The organism is Caulobacter sp. DMC95 (assembly GCF_056313785.1).
This window is the reverse complement of the sequence record NZ_JBQUZP010000008.1, coordinates 48,066-69,613: the sequence shown is the minus strand read 5'-3', so window position 1 is coordinate 69,613 and position 21,548 is coordinate 48,066. Positions and strand designations below refer to the sequence as shown.

Annotated in this window: 29 protein-coding genes, 1 tRNA gene and 3 pseudogenes; 18 read left to right on the top strand and 15 right to left on the bottom strand. The window is 67.2% G+C overall.

All coding sequences use genetic code 11. From position 1 onward, the window contains the following. Entirely contained in the window at positions 1-315 is a 315-nt protein-coding gene (locus tag ACT53N_RS17325) for a winged helix-turn-helix domain-containing protein (RefSeq protein WP_476065042.1), read from the top strand. Here the strand turns inward: ACT53N_RS17325 and gluQRS are convergent. Both gluQRS and ACT53N_RS17315 read right to left on the bottom strand, forming a co-directional pair. Continuing rightward, positions 308-1,147 carry a tRNA glutamyl-Q(34) synthetase GluQRS gene (gene gluQRS, locus ACT53N_RS17320; protein WP_476065041.1) on the bottom strand — a complete coding sequence of 280 codons (840 nt, stop codon included), beginning with the start codon at positions 1,145-1,147 and terminating at the stop codon, positions 308-310. The genes ACT53N_RS17325 and gluQRS overlap by 8 nt on opposite strands. Next, positions 1,144-1,773, bottom strand: a complete 630-nt coding sequence (locus ACT53N_RS17315; protein WP_476065040.1) for a TetR/AcrR family transcriptional regulator — start codon at positions 1,771-1,773, stop codon at positions 1,144-1,146. The genes gluQRS and ACT53N_RS17315 overlap by 4 nt, the downstream gene beginning before the upstream one ends. Positions 1,774-1,941: 168 nt before the next feature. Between ACT53N_RS17315 and ACT53N_RS17310 the strand changes: the two genes are divergently transcribed. The 5 genes from ACT53N_RS17310 (at position 1,942) to ACT53N_RS17290 (ending at position 4,495) form a co-directional block, all read left to right on the top strand. Beyond that, complete coding sequence (locus ACT53N_RS17310) at positions 1,942-2,052, top strand: hypothetical protein (protein WP_310212216.1); 111 nt, start codon at positions 1,942-1,944, stop codon at positions 2,050-2,052. Positions 2,053-2,227: 175 nt separating this feature from the next. Then, the gene (gene greA, locus ACT53N_RS17305) at positions 2,228-2,710 is read left to right on the top strand and encodes a transcription elongation factor GreA (RefSeq protein WP_476065039.1); all 483 of its coding nucleotides are present in this window, start codon (positions 2,228-2,230) and stop codon (positions 2,708-2,710) included. A gap of 51 nt (positions 2,711-2,761) precedes the next feature. Further along, entirely contained in the window at positions 2,762-3,403 is a 642-nt protein-coding gene (locus tag ACT53N_RS17300) for a DNA-3-methyladenine glycosylase family protein (RefSeq protein ID WP_476065038.1), read from the top strand. Between the two features lie 161 nt (positions 3,404-3,564). Beyond that, positions 3,565-4,128, top strand: coding sequence for an HNH endonuclease (locus ACT53N_RS17295; protein ID WP_476065037.1), 564 nt, complete (start codon positions 3,565-3,567; stop codon positions 4,126-4,128). A gap of 82 nt (positions 4,129-4,210) precedes the next feature. Next, positions 4,211-4,495, top strand: coding sequence for a hypothetical protein (locus ACT53N_RS17290; RefSeq protein WP_310212206.1), 285 nt, complete (start codon positions 4,211-4,213; stop codon positions 4,493-4,495). On the opposite strand, the gene ACT53N_RS17285 is transcribed toward ACT53N_RS17290, so the two are convergent. From ACT53N_RS17285 to ACT53N_RS17265, 5 genes are all read right to left on the bottom strand, one after another. After that, a complete protein-coding gene (locus ACT53N_RS17285; protein WP_476065036.1) occupies positions 4,488-5,009 on the bottom strand; it encodes a VanZ family protein in 522 nt (173 codons plus the stop codon). The two genes, ACT53N_RS17290 and ACT53N_RS17285, sit on opposite strands and share 8 nt — an antisense overlap. 105 nt (positions 5,010-5,114) lie before the next feature. Beyond that, positions 5,115-6,917 carry a M1 family metallopeptidase gene (locus ACT53N_RS17280; RefSeq protein ID WP_476065140.1) on the bottom strand — a complete coding sequence of 601 codons (1,803 nt, stop codon included), beginning with the start codon at positions 6,915-6,917 and terminating at the stop codon, positions 5,115-5,117. Positions 6,918-6,993: 76 nt separating this feature from the next. Further along, positions 6,994-7,554 carry a demethoxyubiquinone hydroxylase family protein gene (locus ACT53N_RS17275; RefSeq protein WP_476065035.1) on the bottom strand — a complete coding sequence of 187 codons (561 nt, stop codon included), beginning with the start codon at positions 7,552-7,554 and terminating at the stop codon, positions 6,994-6,996. Then, positions 7,551-8,189: a disulfide bond formation protein B gene (locus ACT53N_RS17270; RefSeq protein WP_476065034.1), complete on the bottom strand. Its 639-nt coding sequence runs from the start codon at positions 8,187-8,189 to the stop codon at positions 7,551-7,553. Before ACT53N_RS17270 ends, ACT53N_RS17275 begins: the two co-directional genes overlap by 4 nt. Beyond that, positions 8,186-8,794 carry a YqaA family protein gene (locus ACT53N_RS17265; protein ID WP_476065033.1) on the bottom strand — a complete coding sequence of 203 codons (609 nt, stop codon included), beginning with the start codon at positions 8,792-8,794 and terminating at the stop codon, positions 8,186-8,188. The genes ACT53N_RS17270 and ACT53N_RS17265 overlap by 4 nt, the downstream gene beginning before the upstream one ends. 163 nt (positions 8,795-8,957) lie before the next feature. On the opposite strand from ACT53N_RS17265, the gene ACT53N_RS17260 reads away from it, so the two are divergent. From ACT53N_RS17260 to ACT53N_RS17245, 4 genes are all read left to right on the top strand, one after another. Continuing rightward, the gene (locus ACT53N_RS17260) at positions 8,958-9,206 is read left to right on the top strand and encodes a DUF3297 family protein (protein WP_310001084.1); all 249 of its coding nucleotides are present in this window, start codon (positions 8,958-8,960) and stop codon (positions 9,204-9,206) included. A 34-nt stretch (positions 9,207-9,240) separates the two neighbouring features. Continuing rightward, on the top strand, positions 9,241-9,483 hold the full coding sequence (locus ACT53N_RS17255) for a hypothetical protein (RefSeq protein WP_476065032.1): 243 nt from the start codon (positions 9,241-9,243) through the stop codon (positions 9,481-9,483). Between the two features lie 68 nt (positions 9,484-9,551). Continuing rightward, positions 9,552-10,337 carry a hypothetical protein gene (locus tag ACT53N_RS17250; RefSeq protein WP_476065031.1) on the top strand — a complete coding sequence of 262 codons (786 nt, stop codon included), beginning with the start codon at positions 9,552-9,554 and terminating at the stop codon, positions 10,335-10,337. A 225-nt stretch (positions 10,338-10,562) separates the two neighbouring features. Then, on the top strand, positions 10,563-11,072 hold the full coding sequence (locus ACT53N_RS17245) for a MarR family winged helix-turn-helix transcriptional regulator (RefSeq protein WP_476065030.1): 510 nt from the start codon (positions 10,563-10,565) through the stop codon (positions 11,070-11,072). Here ACT53N_RS17245 and ACT53N_RS17240 read toward each other — a convergent pair. Continuing rightward, the gene (locus ACT53N_RS17240; protein WP_476065029.1) at positions 11,069-12,067 is read right to left on the bottom strand and encodes a P1 family peptidase; all 999 of its coding nucleotides are present in this window, start codon (positions 12,065-12,067) and stop codon (positions 11,069-11,071) included. The genes ACT53N_RS17245 and ACT53N_RS17240 overlap by 4 nt on opposite strands. Positions 12,068-12,168: 101 nt before the next feature. Between ACT53N_RS17240 and ACT53N_RS17235 the strand changes: the two genes are divergently transcribed. Further along, positions 12,169-12,253, top strand: a tRNA-Leu gene (locus tag ACT53N_RS17235). A 4-nt stretch (positions 12,254-12,257) separates the two neighbouring features. On the opposite strand, the pseudogene ACT53N_RS17230 reads toward ACT53N_RS17235, so the two are convergent. Further along, positions 12,258-12,842 (bottom strand): annotated as a pseudogene (locus ACT53N_RS17230) (alpha/beta hydrolase); the annotation flags it as partial. A 168-nt stretch (positions 12,843-13,010) separates the two neighbouring features. Between ACT53N_RS17230 and ACT53N_RS17225 the strand changes: the two are divergent. Continuing rightward, positions 13,011-13,454 carry a hypothetical protein gene (locus ACT53N_RS17225; RefSeq protein ID WP_476065028.1) on the top strand — a complete coding sequence of 148 codons (444 nt, stop codon included), beginning with the start codon at positions 13,011-13,013 and terminating at the stop codon, positions 13,452-13,454. An 8-nt stretch (positions 13,455-13,462) separates the two neighbouring features. Here ACT53N_RS17225 and ACT53N_RS17220 read toward each other — a convergent pair whose 3' ends face one another. Then, complete coding sequence (locus ACT53N_RS17220) at positions 13,463-14,524, bottom strand: glutathione S-transferase N-terminal domain-containing protein (RefSeq protein WP_476065027.1); 1,062 nt, start codon at positions 14,522-14,524, stop codon at positions 13,463-13,465. A gap of 59 nt (positions 14,525-14,583) precedes the next feature. Continuing rightward, positions 14,584-15,063, bottom strand: a complete 480-nt coding sequence (msrB, locus tag ACT53N_RS17215) for a peptide-methionine (R)-S-oxide reductase MsrB (RefSeq protein ID WP_476065026.1) — start codon at positions 15,061-15,063, stop codon at positions 14,584-14,586. A 52-nt stretch (positions 15,064-15,115) separates the two neighbouring features. On the opposite strand from msrB, the gene ACT53N_RS17210 reads away from it, so the two are divergent. Further along, on the top strand, positions 15,116-15,691 hold the full coding sequence (locus ACT53N_RS17210) for a type 1 glutamine amidotransferase family protein (protein ID WP_476065025.1): 576 nt from the start codon (positions 15,116-15,118) through the stop codon (positions 15,689-15,691). On the opposite strand, the gene ACT53N_RS17205 is transcribed toward ACT53N_RS17210, so the two are convergent. Then, complete coding sequence (locus tag ACT53N_RS17205) at positions 15,688-16,194, bottom strand: GlcG/HbpS family heme-binding protein (RefSeq protein WP_476065024.1); 507 nt, start codon at positions 16,192-16,194, stop codon at positions 15,688-15,690. The genes ACT53N_RS17210 and ACT53N_RS17205 overlap by 4 nt on opposite strands. Positions 16,195-16,302: 108 nt before the next feature. Beyond that, positions 16,303-16,369: pseudogene (locus ACT53N_RS17200) on the bottom strand (hypothetical protein); the annotation flags it as partial. A gap of 23 nt (positions 16,370-16,392) precedes the next feature. Between ACT53N_RS17200 and ACT53N_RS17195 the strand changes: the two are divergent. The 4 genes from ACT53N_RS17195 (at position 16,393) to ACT53N_RS17180 (ending at position 19,902) form a co-directional block, all read left to right on the top strand. Further along, on the top strand, positions 16,393-18,390 hold the full coding sequence (locus ACT53N_RS17195; RefSeq protein WP_476065023.1) for an acetyl-CoA carboxylase biotin carboxylase subunit: 1,998 nt from the start codon (positions 16,393-16,395) through the stop codon (positions 18,388-18,390). Between the two features lie 44 nt (positions 18,391-18,434). Then, entirely contained in the window at positions 18,435-18,929 is a 495-nt protein-coding gene (locus ACT53N_RS17190) for a DUF805 domain-containing protein (protein ID WP_476065022.1), read from the top strand. Next, on the top strand, positions 18,868-19,428 hold the full coding sequence (locus ACT53N_RS17185) for a DUF805 domain-containing protein (RefSeq protein ID WP_476065021.1): 561 nt from the start codon (positions 18,868-18,870) through the stop codon (positions 19,426-19,428). Before ACT53N_RS17190 ends, ACT53N_RS17185 begins: the two co-directional genes overlap by 62 nt. A 69-nt stretch (positions 19,429-19,497) precedes the next feature. Next, positions 19,498-19,902: a DUF805 domain-containing protein gene (locus ACT53N_RS17180; protein ID WP_476065020.1), complete on the top strand. Its 405-nt coding sequence runs from the start codon at positions 19,498-19,500 to the stop codon at positions 19,900-19,902. 148 nt (positions 19,903-20,050) lie between these two features. Here the strand turns inward: ACT53N_RS17180 and ACT53N_RS17175 are convergent, their stop codons facing one another. Beyond that, positions 20,051-20,110 (bottom strand): hypothetical protein, encoded by a 60-nt coding sequence (locus ACT53N_RS17175; RefSeq protein ID WP_476064227.1) that lies wholly within the window; start codon positions 20,108-20,110, stop codon positions 20,051-20,053. Positions 20,111-20,561: 451 nt separating this feature from the next. Between ACT53N_RS17175 and ACT53N_RS17170 the strand changes: the two are divergent. Next, a pseudogene (locus ACT53N_RS17170) lies at positions 20,562-20,745 on the top strand (hypothetical protein); the annotation flags it as partial. Between the two features lie 76 nt (positions 20,746-20,821). Here the strand turns inward: ACT53N_RS17170 and lipB are convergent. Then, positions 20,822-21,547 (bottom strand): lipoyl(octanoyl) transferase LipB, encoded by a 726-nt coding sequence (gene lipB / locus ACT53N_RS17165; RefSeq protein ID WP_476065019.1) that lies wholly within the window; start codon positions 21,545-21,547, stop codon positions 20,822-20,824. Position 21,548 lies beyond the last annotated feature (1 nt).

The following is a 21,548-nucleotide window of genomic DNA, read 5'->3' as shown; positions in this document are numbered from 1 at the left end:
GTGGCTCCCAAGTTCGACATCAGCGGGCTGGACGACGTCATCCATGGTCGGGTGCGGCTGGGGATCGTCGCGTATCTCGCCAGCGCCGAGGTGGCTGACTTCACCGAGCTCAAGGACGTGCTCGAGGTCACCCAGGGCAATCTCTCCATTCACCTGCGCAAGCTGGAGGAGGCGGGCTACGTGTCGATCGACAAGAGCTTCGTGGGCCGCAAGCCCCTGACCCGGGTGCGGCTCACAGACACCGGCCGCGCGGCCTTCTCGAACTATCTGAAGGCCATGGGCCAGTTGGTCGAGCAGGCCGGAGGATCTAGCTGAACCCTAGCGCCGCCCGCAGATCCACGGCTTTAACGCCGGACGCTCGCAACTCCCGCAAGGTCTGGGCCTTGTCGCGCTTGGCGTAGCGCTTGCCGTCCGGTCCTGTAAGCAGGCTGTGATGGCGGTAGATCGGCGTCGGCAGGCCCAGCAAAGCCTGCAGCAGGCGCTGGATGTGCGTGGCCTCGAACAGGTCCTCGCCCCGGATCACATGGGTGATCCCTTGCAAGGCGTCGTCGTGCACGACCGCAAGGTGGTAGGCCACGCCGACGTCCTTGCGGGCCAGCACGATGTCGCCGGCGGTCTCGGGTCGGGCCTGGACGGTTCGGGGCGATGATCCGTCTAAGCCTTCCTCCACGAAGGTGAGGTGGTCGAAGCCGCCGAGGGTTTCTCGCGCCGCAGCCAGAGACAGCCGCCAGGCGAAGGGCTCGCCGTGCGCTAGCCGTTCGGCTTCCTCGCCGGCGCTGAGCGGCGCGCCGACGTAAGCGACGGCGGGCTCGTGCGGCGCGCGGCCGATGTCGATTTCCTTGCGGGTCTTGAAGCAGCGATAGACGAGGCCACGCTCGCGCAACGCTACGATGGCCGCCTCGTAGTCGGCGAGGTGCTCGGACTGCCGGCGGATCGGCTCTTCCCCGCGCAGGCCCAGCCAGGCCAGGTCCTCAAGGATCGCCGCGTCGTACTCGGGCCGGCAGCGCGTGGCGTCGATGTCCTCGATGCGGAGGATGAAGCGCCCATCGGCCGTGCGCGCGGCTTCGAAGGCGGTCAGCGCGGAATAGGCGTGGCCGCGATGAAGGTAGCCGGTCGGGGAGGGCGCAAACCGGGTGACGAGCGTCAAGCCGGATCCTGGTCAATGACCTTGGCGAACATGCCCAGATGCTCGAAGACCGCGCGAAGGAAGGCTTCCTCGCCGCCCAGCAGATCCTTCAGCGGGGCGAACTGCTTGAAGCTGATCATCTCGGCCAGGCCATGGCCGGCGCACCATGCGGCGATCGTGGCCAGCTCCAGGTCGATCTCGGTGGCGCGTCCGCCGCTGTTCTCGCCGATGGTGTCGCGCACCTGGCAATAGGCGCCGTCGTCCTTCAACTGGTCGGGCAGGGCGTCCTTGTCACGCGATCGGTCGTACATCACGCGATAGAGGGCCGGATTGTCGCGCGCGAAACAGACATAGGCGACGCCGAGGTTGGTCATCTGGTCCCGGGCGGCGTTGCTTTCGCCTCGCGCCTTCGAGAGCGCCGCGTCCAGTTCGTGCCAGCCTTCGTGGGCGACCGCCTCGAGCAGTTCGGCCTTGTCCTTGAAATGGTGATAGGGCGCGGCGGGGCTGACGCCGGCTTCACGCGCCACCGCACGCAGAGACAGAGCGGCGGGGCCATCGGTCTCGAGAATCTTGCGCGCCGCGTCGATCAAGGCGCGGCTCAGATCACCATGGTGATAGGGGCGGGATTCGGCGGTCGCGGTGCTCATCGGGCTCACTCTAACCATAGCTTTCTAAAATTTCATCTAAACGCTGTAAAGACCATCTTGACGGCGTTTAGATTGGTGCTATCTAAGCGCTGTCCAGATTGGCTCGCCGCAAGCGAGGCTGATGATCCATAGGGGATCGGGACAAGGCCACAGAGAGGGACCACCATCATGAACCGCACGCTGAACGCCTTTGAAAACGCCTTCGACCGTCTGGCCGCTGGCTATTTCCTGGTCATCGCCCTTGGCGTCGCCGCCGCCATCGTCGGCGTTGTTCTCTAAGGCGGATGACTCGCGATCGGCGGGCTGGTCGCTGCGACCGCCCGCCGCCGCGTTCCGCACCGCAGGCTTGAACCGCGCCGTAGGCGGAGCTAACCAAAGCGGGACGCGTTTGCCCCAGGCGCTCAGTTTCGACGCGTCGCGGGCCCTTTAAAATGATCCAGAAATTCTTCCGGCCATGAGCGTCGCCTTCACCAAGGAAGGTGACAGCGAAGCCTTCGCGGCCGACCTGCCGGACCGTCCGATTTCCACCCATCCGAACCTGGTGACGGCCGATGGTCTCGCCGAGATCGAGCGTGAACTGGCCGACGCCCGCGCCGCCTACGCCGCCGCCCAGAGCGCTGGCGGCGCCGCCGATGGCGACCGCACGGCCATGGCCCGCGCCACACGCGACCTGCGCTACTGGTCTGCGCGGCGGGCGACGGCGCAACTGATGGAGCGCGACCCCTCCAAGTCTGTCGTGCAGTTTGGCGATCGCGTGACGTTTGAGCGCGAGGACGGCCGCGTGCAGACCTTCCGCATCGTCGGCGAGGACCAGGCTGATCCCGCCAAGGGCACCATCTCCTATATCGCCCCGATCGCCCGGGCCTTGCTGGGCAAGGCGGTCGGCGAGGTGTCCGCCGCGCCTGGCGGCGAGATCGAGATCATCGCGATCGCGTAGCGGCGCAAGTTTCGGGTTGTGCGCCGGCGTCGTCAGAGCCACCACGTTTGAATGTTCGAACCGCCTTCCGCCGAAGCGATCCTGGCCGCGCGCGAGGCGCTGGCCGCCGCTGATCCCGCCTTGGCGGCCATTGAGGCCGTGACCCCGCCCTTCGCCTGGCGGGTCGGCCTGGGCGGTTTTCCCGGTCTCCTGAAGATGATCGTGCAGCAGCAGGTCTCGCTGGCCTCGGCGGCGGCGATCTGGGCGCGGGTCGAGGCGGGGCTGCCTGAGATGACTCCGGCCATCGTCGCCGCTCATGACGAGGCCTATCTGCGCACGCTGGGTCTCTCGCAACCCAAGGCCCGCTATGCTCGCGCCATCGCCGAGGCCCACCTCTCCGGAGCTTGTGATTTGGACGCCTTGCGGGCGCTGCCCGACGAAGAGGCCATCGCGGCGCTGACCGCCATCAAGGGCGTTGGCCGATGGACGGCCGAGGTCTTCCTGATGTTCACCCAGGGGCGACTGGACCTGTTCCCCGGCGGCGATGTGGCGCTGCAGGAAGCCATGCGCTGGGTCGACGGCGCCGAGCTTCGTCCGACCGAGAAACAGGCCTACGCCCGCGCTGAGCTTTGGCGACCTTATCGGGGCGTCGCCGCGCATTTGCTCTGGGCCTGCTACGGCGCCGTCAAACGACGCGAAATCGCGCCGTTCTGAAAACGAGCCAAGGATGTCTTGGTTCTGTCGCTGAGTCGGATCATCCTTCCTTTGCGTTCGGGAATGAATGGCGATTCCCTGAATAGCGTAGGAAGGAGGCCCGTCTTCAGTCCTGTCGCGTACCCCATCGTCCGAGGCCCTGCTGGCCTCGTGAGGAGGACTTGATGCAGGTCCTCACGCGCCCGCCTTCGGGCATGCCCGCTCTGGTCCTGAACGCCGATTTCAGGCCGCTGAGCTACTATCCGCTGTCCCTCTGGCCTTGGCAGGAGGTGGTCAAGGCGGTGTTCCTGGACCGTGTCGACGTCGTGGCCAGCTACGACCAGGTCATCCATTCACCCTCATTCGAGATGAAGCTGCCCAGCGTGGTGGCGCTCAAACAGTATGTGCCTCAGGAGCGCCCGCCGGCGTTCACGCGCTTCAACCTGTTCCTGCGCGACAGCTTCAGCTGCCAGTATTGCGGTTCGCCGGAGGACCTGACGTTTGACCATGTGATCCCCCGTTCGCGCGGCGGTCGCACCACCTGGGAAAACATCGTCACCGCCTGCGCGCCGTGCAATCTCAGCAAGGGCGGACGCACGCCTCGCGAGGCGGGCATGCAGACGTTCCACACCGCGCGCCGTCCTTCGATGTACGAGCTTCAGGAGCGTGGGCGAAGGTTCCCGCCGGGACGGTTGCACGTCAGTTGGCTGGACTACCTCTACTGGGACGTCGAACTGGAGGCCTGATCGTCTGGAAAGCTTCGCCGCAGCATGCAACCCGACCTGCTCCGAAGGGGTTTTGTCTGGGTAGCCGCTCCGGAGATCCCAGATGAGCCAGAACCCCGCGAACGACGCCGATAAGCGCCATTTCACCCACGGCACTTCGTCTTCAACCGCCGACATGGCGGCTGAGGGCGAGATCCGGCCTGAGGACAAGCACTTCGACGCGCCCCATGCGCGTGAAGCCCGTCGCCCGTTGGCCGATGATGAAAAGCACGATCAGCTGGCCGGCAAGGTGGCCAAGTCCGAGAGCCGGCAGGAGGCCTTGCTCGACGAGGGGCTTGAGGAAAGCTTCCCGGGCAGCGACCCGGTCAGCGTGAAGCGGATCACCTGACCGGGAAGTGTCGCGCGGCCCGCTGAGCGAAGCTGGGCCGCGCGGGGAGCACCTTTGAGGTCGCCTCCTCGGTCGGCGCAAAAGCGACGACCGGGCGACGGCGGCCTTGTCGGCGATCCAAGGCGGTGATTTCGGCGAAGGTCATATCGCCTTGCTCCCGAACGAGCTTGCGGACCGTCTCGATCATGCTCGCCCCATAGATCGTGACAACGCCGGCGGCGTCCGCCAGCCAGTCCAGGAGACTGGCGCTACGGCCGCCAAACAGCTGGGCGACTTCCACGCCGGCGCCCAGCACCAGGGCGGCGATCGCCAGGTCGTTTCGGCGCATGCGCGGGAACGCCAGGAAGGACACGGCCAGGAGCCCCCCGAACGCGATCGCATGCGCCGCCTTGTCGTTGAGGCCGACGATCCGTTCAGCGCCCTGGAAAGGGCCCAAAGCGAGCACCGCGACCGCAAGGGCGCCCAGCACCAGCGTGACGCGGGCGGCGACGACGAAGTGGGTGGGCCTTAGCAAGAACGCGTTCTCCTCGGGACTTGCTGATCCTGAGGGAAAGATCGCGCCATTCGGTAAAGCGACAGGGTTAGCGAGAGATCACCAAGCCCCCGTCGCCTCTGGAGACTACTTCTTCTCCGCCGCCGCCTTTTCCTCCGCCGCCTTTTTGCGAGCTTCGGCGGCCGCCTTGTCGGCGGCGGCGCGCCAGGCCTGATAAGCCTCGACATAGGGCTGACGTCGCAAGACCTTGGAAGCGGGGTCGACGATGATCGGCATGGCGTCGCCTACGGGCAAGCGGCCTGTTCCACCCGTCATCGGCAGCGCGACGATCCGGTCCCCGACCTTCACCTCCACCGGCATTGGGAAGGGCTTGTTGCTGGCGGTCTTCCAGGCCAGCACGAGGTCGCCGCCATCGCGTGTCTCGATCAGCTCAGGCGCGGCGGCGTCGTACAGATAGACGTCGAAGAACCAGCCGAGATCCTTGCTGGTCACTTGGCCCACGATCTTCACAAAGTCCTGGGTGCCCAGGTAGCGCGGCGTGAAGTTTCCAGGCCTTGGATCGTCGCGGCCGTAAACTGCGATCCGCGTGATCCTGAAGAACGCCTCGTCGCCGATCAGCGTCCGCAGCGTGTGCAGGACATTCGAGGCCTTGTAGTAGATGTCGTTTCCCGGACCGCGATCGCCGTTGTAGACCGCGTCCTCCTTGAGCGGACGGCCGGAGACGATCGGGAACTTGTTGCGCACCGCCAGCCGCTGGGTGTTCAGCCGGCTCATATACTCCATGTCGCCGTGCAGCCACTGCGAGTAGAGCGGCTGCATATAGGTGCCGAATCCCTCGTGCAGCCACATGTCGTCATTGTCGGCGTTGGTGAGCTGGTTGCCGAACCACTCATGCGCAAACTCGTGCTGCAGCAGCCAGTCGAAGCCGTAGCCGTCGAGCCGGTACTCGTTGCCATAGGCGTTTATGGTCTGGTGCTCCATGCCCAGGTGCGGGGTCTCGACGACGCCGATCTTCTCGTCCCGGAACGGGTAGGGGCCGATCATCTGTTCGAAGAAGTCCACCATCGGCGTGAACTCGGCGAACAGGCTCTTGGCCTTCTCGGCGCGGCCCTTCAGGTGCCAGTACGACATGGGAATGCTGTCGCCGAACCGGCTCTTGTAGGTGGCGCTCAGCTCCTCGTACGGGCCCACGTTGAGCGCGATCGCGTAGGTGTTCGGGGTACGCGCCCGCCAGTGGTAGGTGCGCCAGCCGTCCTTCTCGGTCATGCCCTTGAAGACGCCATTGGCCGGCGCGACCAGCGGCGCGGGCACAGTGATGTGCAGGTCAACCCGCTTAGGCTCGCCCATGGGATAGTCGATGCAGGGCCAGAAAAGGTCGCAGCCGTCCCCCTGAACGGCCGTGGCGATCCACGGCTCGCCGCTCTCGGTCTTGCCCCAGACAAAGCCGCCGTCCCACGGCGCGCGCTTGGCCTCGTGGGGCGCGCCGTCATAGGTGACGGAGAGCGTGATCTGCTTGCCCTTGGCCACCTTCGTGGGCAGGGCGATGGTGAGCTGGCCTTCGGGATTGCTCCAGGCGCTGGGTTTGAGCGCCTTGCCGTCGATCATCAGTCTGCGGATCGTGAAGACGCGGTCGAAGTCGACCACCAGCCTGTCCAGTCGCGACTGGGCTGTGAAGGTGAGGGTGGCCTCGCCCTCTATGGCCTTCTTCTCGGGCAGGATCTTGAGCTTCAGGTCGGCATGATCGAAGGTCAGCGCCCGTTGCTCGGCGGGCATGGCGCCGCCGGTCTCGAAGGTGAGAGCGCTGGTCTTCAGGGCCTGAGCTGAGGTCTGACTGGCGGCCAGCGCCAAGGCGGAAGCCGCGCAGGCGGCGAGAACGCGGATACGGCGCGACAACGAACGACTCCCCCTCGGTCGTAACTGAGGGGATATCGGTAGGCGCGCAGGCTGCGGGCGCCAAGCGCCCCGCCCCGAAAATGGAGTCGGCGCGGCGGTGCGCGCCGCCGTGTCAGATCTTTTCGCTGATCTTGATCGCCGCGCGGCAGCCCGCCTGGATCACCGCCGTCAGAAGCGGGTAGGCGGTCGCCTCGTGCGCGCCTTCCTCGATGGCGAGGTCGCGGTGGGCCAGCTCGTCGTCGCGGAACTGGCTGAGCTCGGCGGCGAGCGCAGGATCACGGTCCTTCAACTCCTCGATCTGGCCGGCATAGTGCTTCTCGATCACCGTCTCGACGGCCTCGGTGCAGGCGTGGGCGGCCTTGTCGCCCAGCAGGGCGGTGCCCGCGCCCAGGGCGAAGGCGGCCGCGCGCCAGATTGGCGACATCAGGGTGGGGCGCACCCCGCGCTCGGTCAGCAGGTCGTTGAACCGCGTCAGGTGGACCTGTTCGTGGCCCTCCATCTCGCGCAACTGGTCGGCGATGCGCTCACGGCCGGGCGCGGCGCGCATCACCGCCGCCTGACCGCGATAGATATGGACGGCCGCCAGCTCGCCGGCCTGATCGACGCGCAGGATCTCAGCCAGGCGCGCCTTGGAGGCTGCGGAGCCGGGGCGGGGCGGAACGGGGCGGGTCATGCCGGGGTCTCCGACTTACGCAGCGCCGCCAGGACGGACCAGACGGCGAGCTTGAGCGAGATCAGCACGTTCCAGCCGGCCATCGACAGGCCCAGGAACACCCAGGCGGCCTTGTCGCAGGCCGGCGCCTTAATGGCGGCCGCGCCCTTCAGCATCGCTTCCAGGCTTGCGGCCGCCGCTGCGCTGCCGCCCGAGCAGGTCTTGGGTCCGGGCCACCATTTCCACTCGGCGCCCGCGTGATACGCCGCCAAGCCCGCGCCGTAGAGGAAGATCGCGCCGAGCAGCAGAAGCACGGGCATACGCAGGCGCGGCCAAAGCGGCGTGCGCTGCAGGATCACCCCGACCAGACCGACCGTACCGGCGACCCAGTAGACCTCGCGCTGCTTCAGGCACAGGTGGCAGGGCGCGAGGCCGCCGAACTTCTCGAAGGCGTGGGCGGTCGCGAGCAGCAGCGCGCTGGCCAACAGCGCGAAGAGCGGCCAGTGGCGCGTGATGAGATCATAGGCCGTGCTGACGAGCGTGCGCTCGACAGGCTGGACCGGCTGGACAGGCGAAGGTCCGCGCACCGGTGTCGCCGCCGTCGGAGCCTCTCCCGCAGTGTCGAGGGGCTCGAGCTTGGGCGTTTCGTTCGTCATGCCACGCAGGCTCCCGCGTCTCCACTTCCGCCCAGGAGGTGGCTGGCGCCAAGACCGATGACAAGGAGCGCGATCAAAATTCCGGCGAAAAGCGCCAGGCGACGCTCGATGACCGGCAGCAGAGCCGGGCCGAACTTCTTGACCACGAACGCCACCAGGAAGAACCGCGCGCCCCGGGTGATCACGGAGGCGGCGATGAACATCGGGAAGCTGAAGGCCGCCAGGCCCGAGGCGATGGTCACGAGCTTGTAGGGGATGGGCGTCAGGCCCTTGGCCAGGATCAGCCAGACGCCGTACTTGCCGTACCAGCACTGGAACTCTTCCAGCCCGCCGGCGTGGCCGGTGACGGTCATCATCCAGATGCCCAGATCCTGCAGGAAGAAGCCGATCGCATAGCCGAGCACGCCGCCCAGCACCGACGCCACGGTGCAGAGCGTGGCGTAATGCCAAGCCTTCTCAGGCTTGGCCAGGCACATCGGGGCCAGCATCACGTCCGGCGGAATCGGAAAGAACGAGCTCTCTGCGAACGAGACGGCGAACAGGCTCTTGGAGGCGTGACGGGAAGCGGCCAGGCCCATGACCCAGTCGTAGAGGCGACGCAGCATGCGAACTCCGATGTCGTGACCCAGCCTAGCTAGCAGGGGGCGCGGCGGTTGTCCGCAAGGATGTCAGCCCCTTTGGGCCAGAGAATTTGGACTTTGCGCGTTTCGTAGCTATCACCCCCGGCTAAGACACGGGCCGCGCGGCCCAGACCGAAAGCTGAAGACCATGAGCGACACGCCCCCCGACCGCCTCTCCGTCAATCCGGATAGCCCCCACTACGACGCTGACCTCCTGGAGCGTGGCATCGGCATCCGCTTCAAGGGTGTCGAAAAGACCAATGTCGAGGAGTACTGCATCAGCGAGAAGTGGGTGCGGGTCGCGGCCGGCAAGACCCTGGATCGCAAGGGCAATCCGATGACGATCAAGCTGCAGGGCGAGGTCGAGGCCTATTTCCGCGACACGGCCGAGGGCTGAGGCTCTGTCGACCAGCGATCCAGACCTTGAAGCGATGGCGCGCGACGAGCTTTCGCGCGCTATGACGCTGCGTTGGCAGGACCTGAAGGGCGTCGTGCCGTGGGGCGACACCTTCGAGGGAATCTCCCCCGCAGGTCGCCATGTCGAGGTCGAGCGTAGCTACATCTGGGCCGCAGGCGAGGGCGGCGACATCCTGTGCGAGGTCGCTGTCTATGGCGGGCCGTCGCGCTACGAGCAAGGCGCTCGGGTTTCCGCCATTATTTCTCGCCCGTCCTAGCCACCTTGGCCGTGCATCCATAACGCTGTTGCGTTAACCATAGCGTGCGTCGTCAAATGACGCGTCGCGTGGGGCGGAGAAGTCGGGTGTACCAGTCAGAATTTCCGGTCGATCAACCGGTGCCGGTTTTTGATCCGACGCTGGTCTTTCTTCTCGTGCTGGCCGGCCTGGCGATCATCGCCCTGGCCTTCTTCGCAGGGCGCCTGACCGGGCGCGGCGACAAGGGCGACAAGCACGCCGAGACGCCCAAGATCATCCACGAGGCCATCAAGGCCAAGTGTGTGGCCGCCAGCAGCGCCCACTCCGGCGAACTGGTGACCAAGACCCAGGACCTGATCGACGAGGTCAAGCTGCGCATCGGCCCGGTGCTGGCGTTCGGCGGTCCTTGCGGCAAGACGTTCGAACAGCTCAACAAGGCCATGAAGGGCGAGCGCCCTGAAGAGAAGAAGGACGAGCACGGCAAGGGCGACAAGCACGGTCACGGCAAGGGTCATGACCACAAAGGCCACGACAAGGATCACGACCACGCCGGCGGCGGTCATCACGACGATCCCAAGGCCACGCCCGCCAAGGCCGGCGTCGAGGTCCTGAGTCGCAACGTGACGATCGTCGGTTCGCAGACGGTGCTGCTGACCGACGCCAAGCCTGGCCACGACGATCACGATCACCACGACGACGGTCCCAAGCCGCTGGAATACAAGGAGCATATCCAGCTTCTGCGTCTGGCCGTCGCCGACTTCTCCGACTTCTGGAACCGCAAGACCTGCCTGGACGAGCTGCGCGCCTGCCAAAAGGCGCTGCTGACCACGCCGGAGCCGCCCAAGGACAAGCTGGCCGCCGCCGCTCATCACTGACAGATCGCCGTTCAGGAAGGCGAGATGACTGTTTTCTGCTCACGCGACGTGCGATTGTGACGCGTCTTAGGCGCTGGAGTCGACGAGCGTTGAGCTGCGACGACGCCAGAGCCCAAACAAGCAGTGCTCACGAGACCTGACGACGGTCGCGATCGGGCGCAACGGATTGGCGAAAGGTCGCTTCTTCCGAAGGCGGCCGCGCCCGGGAGGACGAAGGGTAGGGACATGACCGCAACGGTCTCTCCGATCACGTCTGGCGCGCCCGAGGCGCCCGAGGCTAACGTCAGCCTCTCGGACTACGTGCCGTATCGCCTGGCCACGGCGTCGGCTGCGGTCAGCCGCCTGATCGCGCGCGCCTATGAAGACCGGTTCGGGCTAACGATCCCGCAATGGCGGCTGATGTCCGTTCTGGCCGAAGGTTCGCTGACCCAGCACACGGCCGTGACCCGCACAGCGATGGACAAGGTCCGCGTCAGCCGCGCCGCCCAGGAGCTGGTGGTGCGTCGCCTCGTGGCCCGCACCACGGTTCGGTCGGACCGCCGCTCGCACACGCTGGAGCTCACGGCGGCGGGCCGGCGCCTGTTCGCCGAGATCGCGCCCCTGGCCCTGGCCTATGAGGCCACGCTGCTGGCGGGCCTGGCCCCTAGCGAGGTGGCGACGTTCAAGCGTCTGCTGGACCACCTGGAGACCGCCGCCATCCAGTTGGCCGGCGGCGAGACCATCACGCCGCCTTAAACGAGGGGGCGACGGTTCGCCTCATAGACCGCCCGGGCGATCGCGCGGGCCAGGCAGTCGGCGGCCGCCGATCCGATCCGTGTCCGCAGCACGCCGCGCATAGGGTCGTCTCCCAGAGCGCAAGCGCCTGACGCCAAAGCAAAGACGACATCGCCGTCGAACGGCGTGTGGATAGGACGCACCGCCCGCGCCATGCCGTCATGGGCCATCATCGCCATGCGCTGCGCCTCGGCGGTGGACAGGTCGGCCGTGGTGGCCACCAGGGCCAGGGTCGTGTTGGCGCCCGCCACAAGACGCGCGCCCAGTTTCGAATCGTCCGGAAGCGGCTCGATCGCCGGCGGCAGGGTCCCCGGCCGGCGCCCGCCGAACTCGCCGTCGATCTCGAACGGCCAGGCCCAGAAGGTCTCGCCATCGGCCATATAGGCCGAGCCCACCGGATTGGCCGCCACCAGGGCCGCCACGATCAGGCCGCCGCCCAGGTCGATCGAGGCCGAGCCCAGTCCGCCGGGGCGTAGGCCCGCCATCGCCCCGCGCCCCGCGCCGACCGGGCCCAGCGGAAAGTCTTCGGCGGCGGCCTCGACCGCGCGCATGCCCAGATCGCGATAGGGCGGGGTCAGGCCCCAGGCCTTGTCGCCGCCGTTCGAGAGGTCATGCAGGCAGGCGGCGGGCACGATCGGGATGGCCGGCGTGCCGGCGGTAATCCGCAGACCCACGTCGCGGTTCGACAGGACCGACGCCACGCCGTCCGCCGCGCCGAGGCCAAACACCGAGCCGCCAGACAGGCAGATCGCATGGGCCTTGGAAAAGCTGTTCTCGGGACGCAGCGTATCGGTCTCACGCACAGCCGGCCCGCCTCCACGCACGTCGACCGCAGCCGTCCAGGCCTCGGGACACAGCACCACCGTCACGCCGGTGCGGACGGCTTCGTCCTCGACGCATCCGACCTTGAGGCCGGGAACGTCGGTGATCAGGTTGCGGCGGCCAGGCTTCAGCATCGGGAATCTCCGTGTGGAGCGATGCTAAACCGTCCATCGCGCCTCTGGAATTCGCCGCGAACGCCTGCTAGGAAGGCCACCCTTCGCTTCGGCGAAGATGTGCGGGCGTGGTGAAACTGGTAGACGCGCCGGACTCAAAATCCGGTTCCGAAAGGAGTGTCGGTTCGACCCCGACCGCCCGCACCAACTTCCTTTCCTTATGTTGAGCGTCTTCCGTAATCCGCCGGACCAGTCGGTTCAGCAGGACGCGCCCCCTCGGCCACGCGCCGTGGCCCGAGGCGACGTTGATATGGCCCGCTCGCCCCAGGTCGATGAATTCCGACCCCCAACCCCGCGCGAACGCTTCGGCGCGCTCGATCTCGACATAGGGATCGTTGCGGCTGGCCACGACCAGGCTGGGGAAGGGCAGGCGCTGACGGGGGATCGGCGAGAAGCCGACCAGGAGGCGACCCGCCGGCCCCTCGCGATTGACGTCGGCCGGCGCCACCAGCATGGCCCCGGCGACGCCCCGTCCGCCCGTCACCTGGGCGAAGTGGGCGACCAGGGCGCAGCCAAGGCTATGGGCCACCAGGATCGCGCCGGGCCGGCGGCGCACCGCCTCGGCGAGGCTGATCGTCCAGTCGCCCAGCAGCGGCCGTTCCCAGTCCTGCTGCTCGACGCGCTCGGCGCCCGGCAGGGGGCGCTCCCAGTGCGACTGCCAGTGACCCGGCCCTGAATTGTAGAGCCCTGGCACGATCAGGATCGGCGGCGTGGCGTCTCGGTCTGAGAGGGGCATGGTGGTCCGCCGGAGGTTGAGCGCTGATGGGCGATCTCTAGGGCGGGGCGAGGGTTGTGCTCAATTCATATCAATTGAGTAGGATTTAAGGAAAGCTGATGAGCTGCCTGGGGCCTTGTCGCGCCTAGCGGTTGGTGTGTAAGTGTCTTCAAAGTTGTGGAGGGGCGCATGATCGCCTTGGCGCTTGCCGCAGTCATCGCGGGGCAAGGACCGATCGACGAAGGCACAACGGGCGTAGCCTGGCTGTTTCCACCCTTTGCCCAAGCCAGGTGGGCGAAGGCGCCGACGCGCCAGGACCTCGCGCGGGTCAAGCCGGAGAGCCCAATGCGGGGCGTGGTGGGCTTTGATTGCGCCGTCCGCCCGAACGGTTCGCTAAGGGACTGCAAGGCCTTTAGCGAACAGCCGTCGGATTTGGGCTTTCGCCGCGCCGCACAGACCTTGATCCCGAAGTTTCGCTTGGGCAAACCGGATGCGAAGGTCGCGCTGGAGCAGAAGAAAAGCGTTCGGGTCTGGATTGCGTTCGGCGGATCGGAAGGCTGCTTTTTCCCTTATTGCAGGATTGACCCGCCCCCTCCGCCGTCGCCGAGTAAGACCGGGGTACCGCCCATCTAGTCTGGCGCTCACCCCGCCCCAAACAACGCCTCGCACCCCGTCCCCGCCATCACCCCGTCAGCCGCCGCGCGGTCGGCGGCTGACAGCGCTCCGTGCGCCTGCCGCAGGGCCATCAGGCACTTGGCCTGATAGGGGAAGGTCGGCTGGGTCCAGGGGCGGCCGTCGATCTCGGCCTCGACCGTTTCGGCGCCGCTCATCGCAGCCTTGGCGTTGGCCAGCAGGAAGGGCGCATAGACCCGGCCGATCTCGGTCAGCAGAGGGCGTAGGGTGTCTGTGAGATCCGCGCGCGAAGCCCAGTGCGTCGCGTCGGGCTCCAGGCCCGACAGGTCTTCCACCCGGTCTAGCCAGGCGCGGACCCGGCGCGAGCGCTGGACGGTGATCGCCGCCGAGGTCGGCTCGATGATCGCCAGCTGTGACAGCTGGCCCTGGATGGCGAAGTCCGCCGCAGAGGGACGCGCGCCCAGCACATAGCCCTGCCGTTCGATCAGGCCGTCCAGCACGTCAACGAAGCGGGCGTAGCTGGCCTCGATCGTGGCGGCGGTGATCGGGTTGGAGCCCACCACATAGAGGCGGTCGATCTGGCGCTTGGAAATCTCGCGCGCGGCGTCTTCGGCCATGGCGGAGGGCAGGGTGGGGTCGTGCCAGTAGATCAGCATCGGCCCGGCGTTCTCGATGTCGGCCACGTGCGCCCAGCGGAAATGGAACATGGCCTTGGTCAGCCACTCGTCAGCGTAGTCCTCGATCAGGTCGTTGAGGAGGGCCACGACCGGATCGTCGGGGATCACCGAGCGGCCGGCGTGCTCGCGCTCGAGCCGGCGGATGATCGGCGTGGAGTCGGTGACCGCCTCAAAGCCGTCGGCGACGGGGAAGTAAAAGGTCGGCAGCAGCTTGACCTTCGGCGCGGGCAGGCCCGGCGGCGGGTTGCGGTGGCTGCCCCAGTGGATGGCGTGCGAGATGCGCCGAAAACGCAGCAACGCCAGCATCTTGCGGGTGTAAGGTGATCCCGCCGCGCCCAGCAGGGCCAGGGGCGCTGAAGCCGCTTTGGACATGTTCCCTCCGCCGTCGCTCATCGAGGAGCTTTTGGCAGAGGGAATGCCGAAAGGGCGACGTCGTCAAACTTCCCTTTGGGTCAGCCGATCTTGTCGCCCCGATGCAGCGGGTCGGGCAGGGGATCGCCGGCCTTCACGAACTGCAGCGACACCGAGTTAATGCAGTAGCGCAGCCGCGTCGGCGCGGGGCCGTCCGGGAAGACGTGGCCCTGGTGACTGTCGCAGCGGGCGCAGCGGGTCTCGATGCGGACCATGCCGTAGGAGGTGTCGCGCACGCCGACCACATGATCCTCGGCGAACGGCGCGTAGAAACTGGGCCAGCCGGTGCCGCTCTCGAACTTGGTCTCGTGCTTGAACAGCGGCAGGCCGCAAAGCCGGCAGCAATAGGCGCCGGGGCTCTTCTCGCCCAGCAGGCCGCCGCAGAACGGCGCCTCGGTGCCGTGATGCAGCAGGACGCGGGCTTCCTCGGCCGTCAGGTCGGCCTCGAGGCGCTCGCGCTCGGGCTCGGTCGGCGGGGTCAGGTCAAAGCCGGCGGTTGAAAGGGTGGCTGCGTCTGTCATGAAGGCCAATGTAGGCGCTTCGGCGCTGTTTCGGTAGCGCCAGGAGCCACCCATGACCGTCGCCGTCGCCTTTCTGCAGCCAGGCTGGGCCGATTGGGAGGCCGGCGCGGTGCTGGCGCTGCTGCGCGAGCACCTGAAGGTGCAGATCGAAGTCGCCACCCCCACCGGCGATCCGGAGACCTCGATCGGCGGCGTCTTGGCTGCGGCCGACTATCGGTTCGATGATCCGGTGTTGAGCGACGCCGACGTGTTCCTGCTGATCGGCAGCGACGCCTGGAGCGAGGGCGAGACCCCCGCGATCAGCGCGCTGATCCGCCAGGCCCTGGCCGACGGCAAGCCGGTGGCGGGCATCTGCGCCGGGACCACGGCCCTGGCGCGCGCGGGTTTGTTCGCGGGCCGCCAGCACACCTCGAATGGCAAGGACTGGCTGGAGGGCGTCGTTCCCGGCTATGCGGGCGCCGAGCACTATGTCGACACGCCCAGGGCGGTGACCGACGGCAAGCTGGTCAGCGCCTCCGGCCTGGCGCCGGTGACCTTCGCCGCCGCCGTGGCGCGGTTGATCGCGCCGGAGCAAGAGGCGCTGATCGCCGAGTATGAGGCGATGTTCGCGCGGGAGTTCGCGGCTTAGGGCTGCTTCAGCGCCGCCTGGCCCGCGCGGGCCACAACCCCGTCCTGGGCCGACGTGCCGCCCGAGACGCCGATCGCGCCGACGATCTTGCCGTCGACCAGCAGCAGCTCGCCGCCTTCCACGGCAGTGGCCCCTGTGAAGATGGCGTTCAGCGTGCCGCTCTTGACCGCCTCCTGGAACACCGAGGTGGGGCGGCGGAAGTTTGCCGCCGTCTGGGCCTTCTTCAGCGCGACCTCGTTGGAGCCGTACTGGGTGCCGTCCATCTTCTGCGCCAGGACCTGCTGACCATTCGACTCCAGCACGACGATGACCATCGTCCATCCGTTCTTGCGCGCCTCAGCCTCGGCGGCCGCCGCGACGGTCTTGGCCTCCGCCAGGGTGATGACGCGGCTGGAGTAGGCCGGCGCCGGCGCTGCGGCGGGCGTGGCCGCCGGGGTCTGGGCCAGGGCGGAGCCGCCGGTCAGGGCCAGGGCGGCGGCGAGCGGGGCGAAAAGCTTGGGCATGGCGGCGCGACCTCGTCGTCGAAGGGAGTCCTTGAACCGGGCGGAGAGACTAGGGCGAGTCGCCCGAATTCATCGCCCCTCTGGAAACCGGTGTCAGGTCCGGGCGCGGGCCTAGCGCCGTAAGGGCAAGCTTGCAAAGCCGGCGAGGCCTGATAGGCCATGCTGCAAAGCACAAAAATCTGCGGGCGGAAGTAGCCGATGTTCTCGAAGATCCTGATCGCCAACCGTGGCGAGATCGCAGTCCGAGTGATCAAGACCTGCCGTCGTCTGGGCATCAAGACGGTGGTCGTCTACTCCGACGCCGATGCGGGCAGCCTGGCCGTGGAGATGGCCGACGAGACCGTGCATATCGGCGCTTCGCCCGCCGCTCAGTCCTATCTCGTCGCTGACAAGATCATCGCCGCCTGCAAGCAGACGGGCGCGCAGGCGGTGCATCCGGGCTTTGGCTTCCTGTCCGAGAACGCCGGCTTCGCCCAGCGCTGCGCCGACGAAGGGATCGTCTTCATCGGCCCCAACCCCGGCGCCATCCAGGCGATGGGCGACAAGATCGAGAGCAAGAAGTTCGCGCAAGGCGCGGGCGTCTCCTGCGTGCCCGGCCATATCGGCGAGATCGCCGACACCGCCGAGGCGGTGAAGATCTCCGAGGAGATCGGCTATCCGGTGATGATCAAGGCGTCGGCCGGCGGCGGCGGCAAGGGCATCCGCGTCGCCTGGACCCGCCAGGACGTCGAGGAAGGCTTCCCGGCCGTGCGCGCCGAGGCCAAGGCCAGCTTTGGCGACGACCGCATCTTCATCGAGAAGTTCATCGAAAGCCCGCGCCACATCGAGATCCAGGTGCTGGGCGACAAGCACGGCAATGTCGTCCACCTGTTCGAGCGCGAATGCTCGATCCAGCGCCGCAATCAGAAGGTCATCGAGGAGGCGCCCAGCCCGCTGCTGGACGAGGCCACCCGCAACGCCATGGGCGCCCAAGCCGTCGCCCTGGCCAAGGCCGTCAACTATGACTCAGCCGGCACGGTCGAGTTCGTCGCCGGCCAGGACAAGAGCTTCTACTTCCTGGAGATGAACACCCGTCTGCAGGTCGAGCACCCGGTGACCGAGCTGATCACGGGCCTTGATCTGGTCGAGCAGATGATCCGCTCGGCCTACGGGGAGAAGATGGCCTTCGGCCAGGCGGACCTGAAGATCAACGGCTGGGCGATCGAAAGCCGCATCTACGCCGAGGACCCGTACCGCAAATTCCTGCCCTCGATCGGCCGCCTCGTGCGCTACGACCCGCCGGCGGAAGGCGAGAAGGACGGCTACAAGGTCCGCAATGACGCCGGGGTGCGCGAAGGCGACGAGATCTCGATGTACTACGACCCGATGATCTCCAAGCTCTGCACCTGGGCCCCGACCCGCATCGCGGCGATCGACGGCATGGGCCGGGCGCTGGAAGATTTCCACATCGAGGGCCTTGGCCAGAACATCCCGTTCCTGGCGGCCGTGATGGACCAAGAGCGCTTCCGGTCCGGCAAGATCTCGACCAACTACATCAAGGACGAGTTCGCCGAAGGCTTCAACGGAACAGAGCCCACGCCCGCACAGCTCGATATCATGACCGCCGTCGGCGCGGCGATGCAGCGCGTCTATGCGACCCGCGCCCGCTCCTACGAGTCCGGCCTGATCAGCGAGGCCCGAGACGAATGGGTGGTGGCGATCGGCGAGACCCGTCGCCGGGTCAAGGTCGCCGGCGAGGAGGGCGCGGTCGCGGCCGAATTGCTCGACGAGGGCCGCACCCTGTTCCTGACCGACATCGACTGGCGTCCGGGCAAGCCGGTGTTCAAGGCCGTGCTGAACGGTCTGGCCTTCACCGTCCAGGCCGCGCCCGCCGCCGAGGGTTTCACCGTCCGCCACCGCGCCGCCAAGGCCCGCGTGCTGGTCCTGACCCCGCGCTCGGCCGAGCTGCACGACAAGCTTCCCGAGAAGCAGGCCGCCGACACCTCCAAGCTGGTGCTGTCGCCGATGCCGGGCCTCGTGGTCTCGATGGACGTCACCGCCGGCCAGCAGGTCCGCGAAGGCGAGGTCGTCTGCGTGCTCGAAGCCATGAAGATGCAGAACATCATCCGCGCCGAGCGCGACGGGGTGGTGAAGGCCGTCAACGCCAAGGGCGGCGATCCGGTCGCAGCCGATGAGGTGCTCGTCGAGTTCGCGTGATAACAGGACTTGCGACCTGAGGTGGAGTTGCTAGCCTTCGACTCATGGCTCGCAAAACCCATCCAGTGATTGAAGGTCTTTTCAGCTTCGACGGCCGCTTCCGGCGGTCGGAGTACTGGATCGCCAGTATTGGCCTCGGCGTCGTGCGCTTCGTGCTGCTGATCGCGATCGGCGCAGCGATGGGGATGGGGATGGCCGAGGCGTCGACCTACATGCCCCTTCGGCTGGGATTGACGGTGCTGTTCCTCTGGCCCAGCGCAGCGATCGCTATCAAGCGCGGACATGATCGCAATCGTCCCGCGTGGTGGACCTTGACGCTTATGGGCGCGCTCTACGCGCTGGGGGAGATCGGCACGGCGTTTAATGCGGCGGGTAACGTCATGATGGGCGGGGTGTTCGGCCTGCTCATCCTGCCGATCGGCCTGTACATGTTTATCGACTACGGCCTGATTGACGGAACCAAGGGCCCCAATCGCTATGGCGCCTCGCCCAAGGGGTATGGCGGGCGGGGTGAAGACGTCGCCAAGACCTTCGACTGAACGATCCCGGGCGGGCGGTCCCGTGCTCTGGGCGCTCTTTTCCTTCGCGGGACGGATGAAGCGTCTCGACTTTCTGATCGCGTCGCTGGGGCTGGCGATCGGGCATGTCATTCTCGTGATCCTGGCCCTGGCCGTTACGCGGGAAGGAATGAAGGACCCTTCCGGATACGCGGTCCGAGGGATCATCGACCTGGCGCTGCTTTGGCCCAGCGCGGCGATCGCCGCCAAGCGCGGCCATGATCGAAATCGGCCCGCCGCCCGTAGCGTCATGCTGATTGGCCTTGTCTATGGCGCGGGCGTGGCCATGGGCTATCTGTTTGACGCGGGCCTGCGTAACGTCGGAGGGGCGTGTGGGCTCTTCGCCTTGGTGGGCTGGGTTTACGTCTTCGTCGACTACGGCTTGATCGACGGGACCCCCGAGGCGAACGCCTATGGCCCTTCGCCGAGATTTCGGGGGCGCCCCGGCGTGGGCGATCACCTGGCCGGCGTCTTCGACTGACGTCTTTGCGCCGGAACGGCGCTCGCTCTAGATTGCGGCGGTCGGCGCGGCCGACTCGAAGGAGCGGGCATGAGCGATCGTAGCGAACTGGCGGAACTGTTCCTGTCGTCGAACGGCAGGCTGGCGCGCACGCCGTTCCTGGTCGCCTCGGCCGTGGTGGTCGGGATCGCGGTCTTCTACGAGGCGATCGCCAACTACACCCTGCACTGGCTGACCGGTTGGTTCGTCTATCCGATCCTGCTGTTCACCGGCGCCTGCCTGCTGTCCAAGCGGCTGCATGACAGGGGTCGGTCGGGCTGGTGGTCGATGCTGATCCTGATCGCGGTGGTCGCGGTCTGGCCGCAACCCGAGCACTTCCTGGATTTCCTGTTCTCGCTGGTCATCCTCTGGTCGGTGGTCGAACTGGGCGTGATGGGCGGCGAGCAGGGCGCCAATCGCTACGGGCCCAACCCCTTGAAGACGATCTCGATCTAGGTTGGGGCGGCCATGCGCCCTCTCCCATCGGGAGAGGGTTGGGGTGAGAGGGTACGGCCTTGGCCGGCGCGCCGGCAGGGCGGTGGCGTTGTAACCCCTCTCCCGACCGCTTCGCGGCCACCCTCTCCCTCTGGGAGAGGGAACCGAGTTATGGGGATTGGCGGGCGTGAACGCTCGGAATTGGCGGAACCGACGCCAACGAAATCAATGGCTTGTCACTTTTACGCCCAAACTTATCCCCGGCGCTAAATCCTCCCGCACAATCATAGCCATCCCCGTCGCGGGGGAGGGCGTTTGGATCCGGCCCAAAACGGCGGCGGGGCTAGGTTGAGCGGGGCCGCGTGGTCTCGAAGCGGTTTCGACCGGGGTCTGTTCGTTGGATAGATCCGGGATCTCGGAAGAAGCCGTGGAGAGGCGAGCGCGGAGCGACAGGGCGGTGATCGTATAAGCCGCCTATCGCGGATCGTCGGGCTGGACACGGAAGTCGCCGCTCCAGTTGGTCCGCGCCCGTCCGGGGGCTCCTGGGGTCCCGAGCTGAAAGACGCTCACGCCCCCCATCCTCACGGGCAAGAACAACCTGGCGGAGCGGACAGTCGAGCCGAAACGCAAATCAACCCTCACGGTCTCCGGGTTCGCCCGGCCGCTCCGTCGCCTCCCCAGCACCTTCAGCGAGTGATCGCGTGAAGCGGATGAAACGCGCCCAGAGCGCCCCCTCCGTCTCGTCGCGTATCCGCGCCGATCCACCTCCCCCGCACGCGGGGGAGGATGACGGCCTCCTCCTCACCCGTGCAACGGGGGAGGTGGCGCGAGGCGAAGCCTCGTGACGGAGGGGGCGCTCGATGACGCCTTAGCAGGTCACCCCATCCCCAGCCCTTCCCCTTCAAGGGGAGGGGAGCCGCGAAGCGGAGTTCCCATGACCTCAAATCGGCGCTTCAGCGTCCTCGACCGGCCCGAACACTTTCGCGAAGCTCGCCCGCAGCGCCGCGTCCGCCTCGTCCAGGGTCACGGGCAGGCCCAGATCCACCAGGCTGGTGACGCCGTGCTCGGTCTGGCCGCAGGGCACGATGCCGGAGAAGTGCGACAAGTCCGGCTCCACGTTCAGGCTGATCCCGTGGAAGCTGACCCAGCGACGCAGCTTGACGCCGATCGCGGCGATCTTGTCCTCGCGGCTCCAGCCGGCGCCCTTGCGCTCGACCCAGACGCCGACACGGCCCTCGCGCAGTTCGCCGGTGACGTTGAAGGCGGCCAAGGCGTCGATGATCCACGCCTCCAGCGCGGCCACGAAGGTCCGCACGTCGCGCCCGCGCTTCGTCAGGTCCAGCATCACATAGGCCACCCGCTGGCCCGGGCCGTGATAGGTGAACTGGCCGCCGCGCCCGCTCTCGAACACCGGGAAGCGGTCGGGCTGGATCAGGTCGCCGGCCTTTGCCGAGACGCCGGCCGTGTAGAGCGGGGGGTGCTCCAGAAGCCAGATCAGCTCGCTCGCCGTTCCGTCGGCGATGGCCGCCGCCCGGGCTTCCATGGCGGCAACGGCTGCCGGGTAGGGGACGGCCCCGGTCGAAACCGCCCACCCGACGGGCGCCGCGTCGTCTCGCCTCAGGCTCGGAAGCCCAGTGTTTTCAGGGTTTAACGGGAGAGAAAGCATG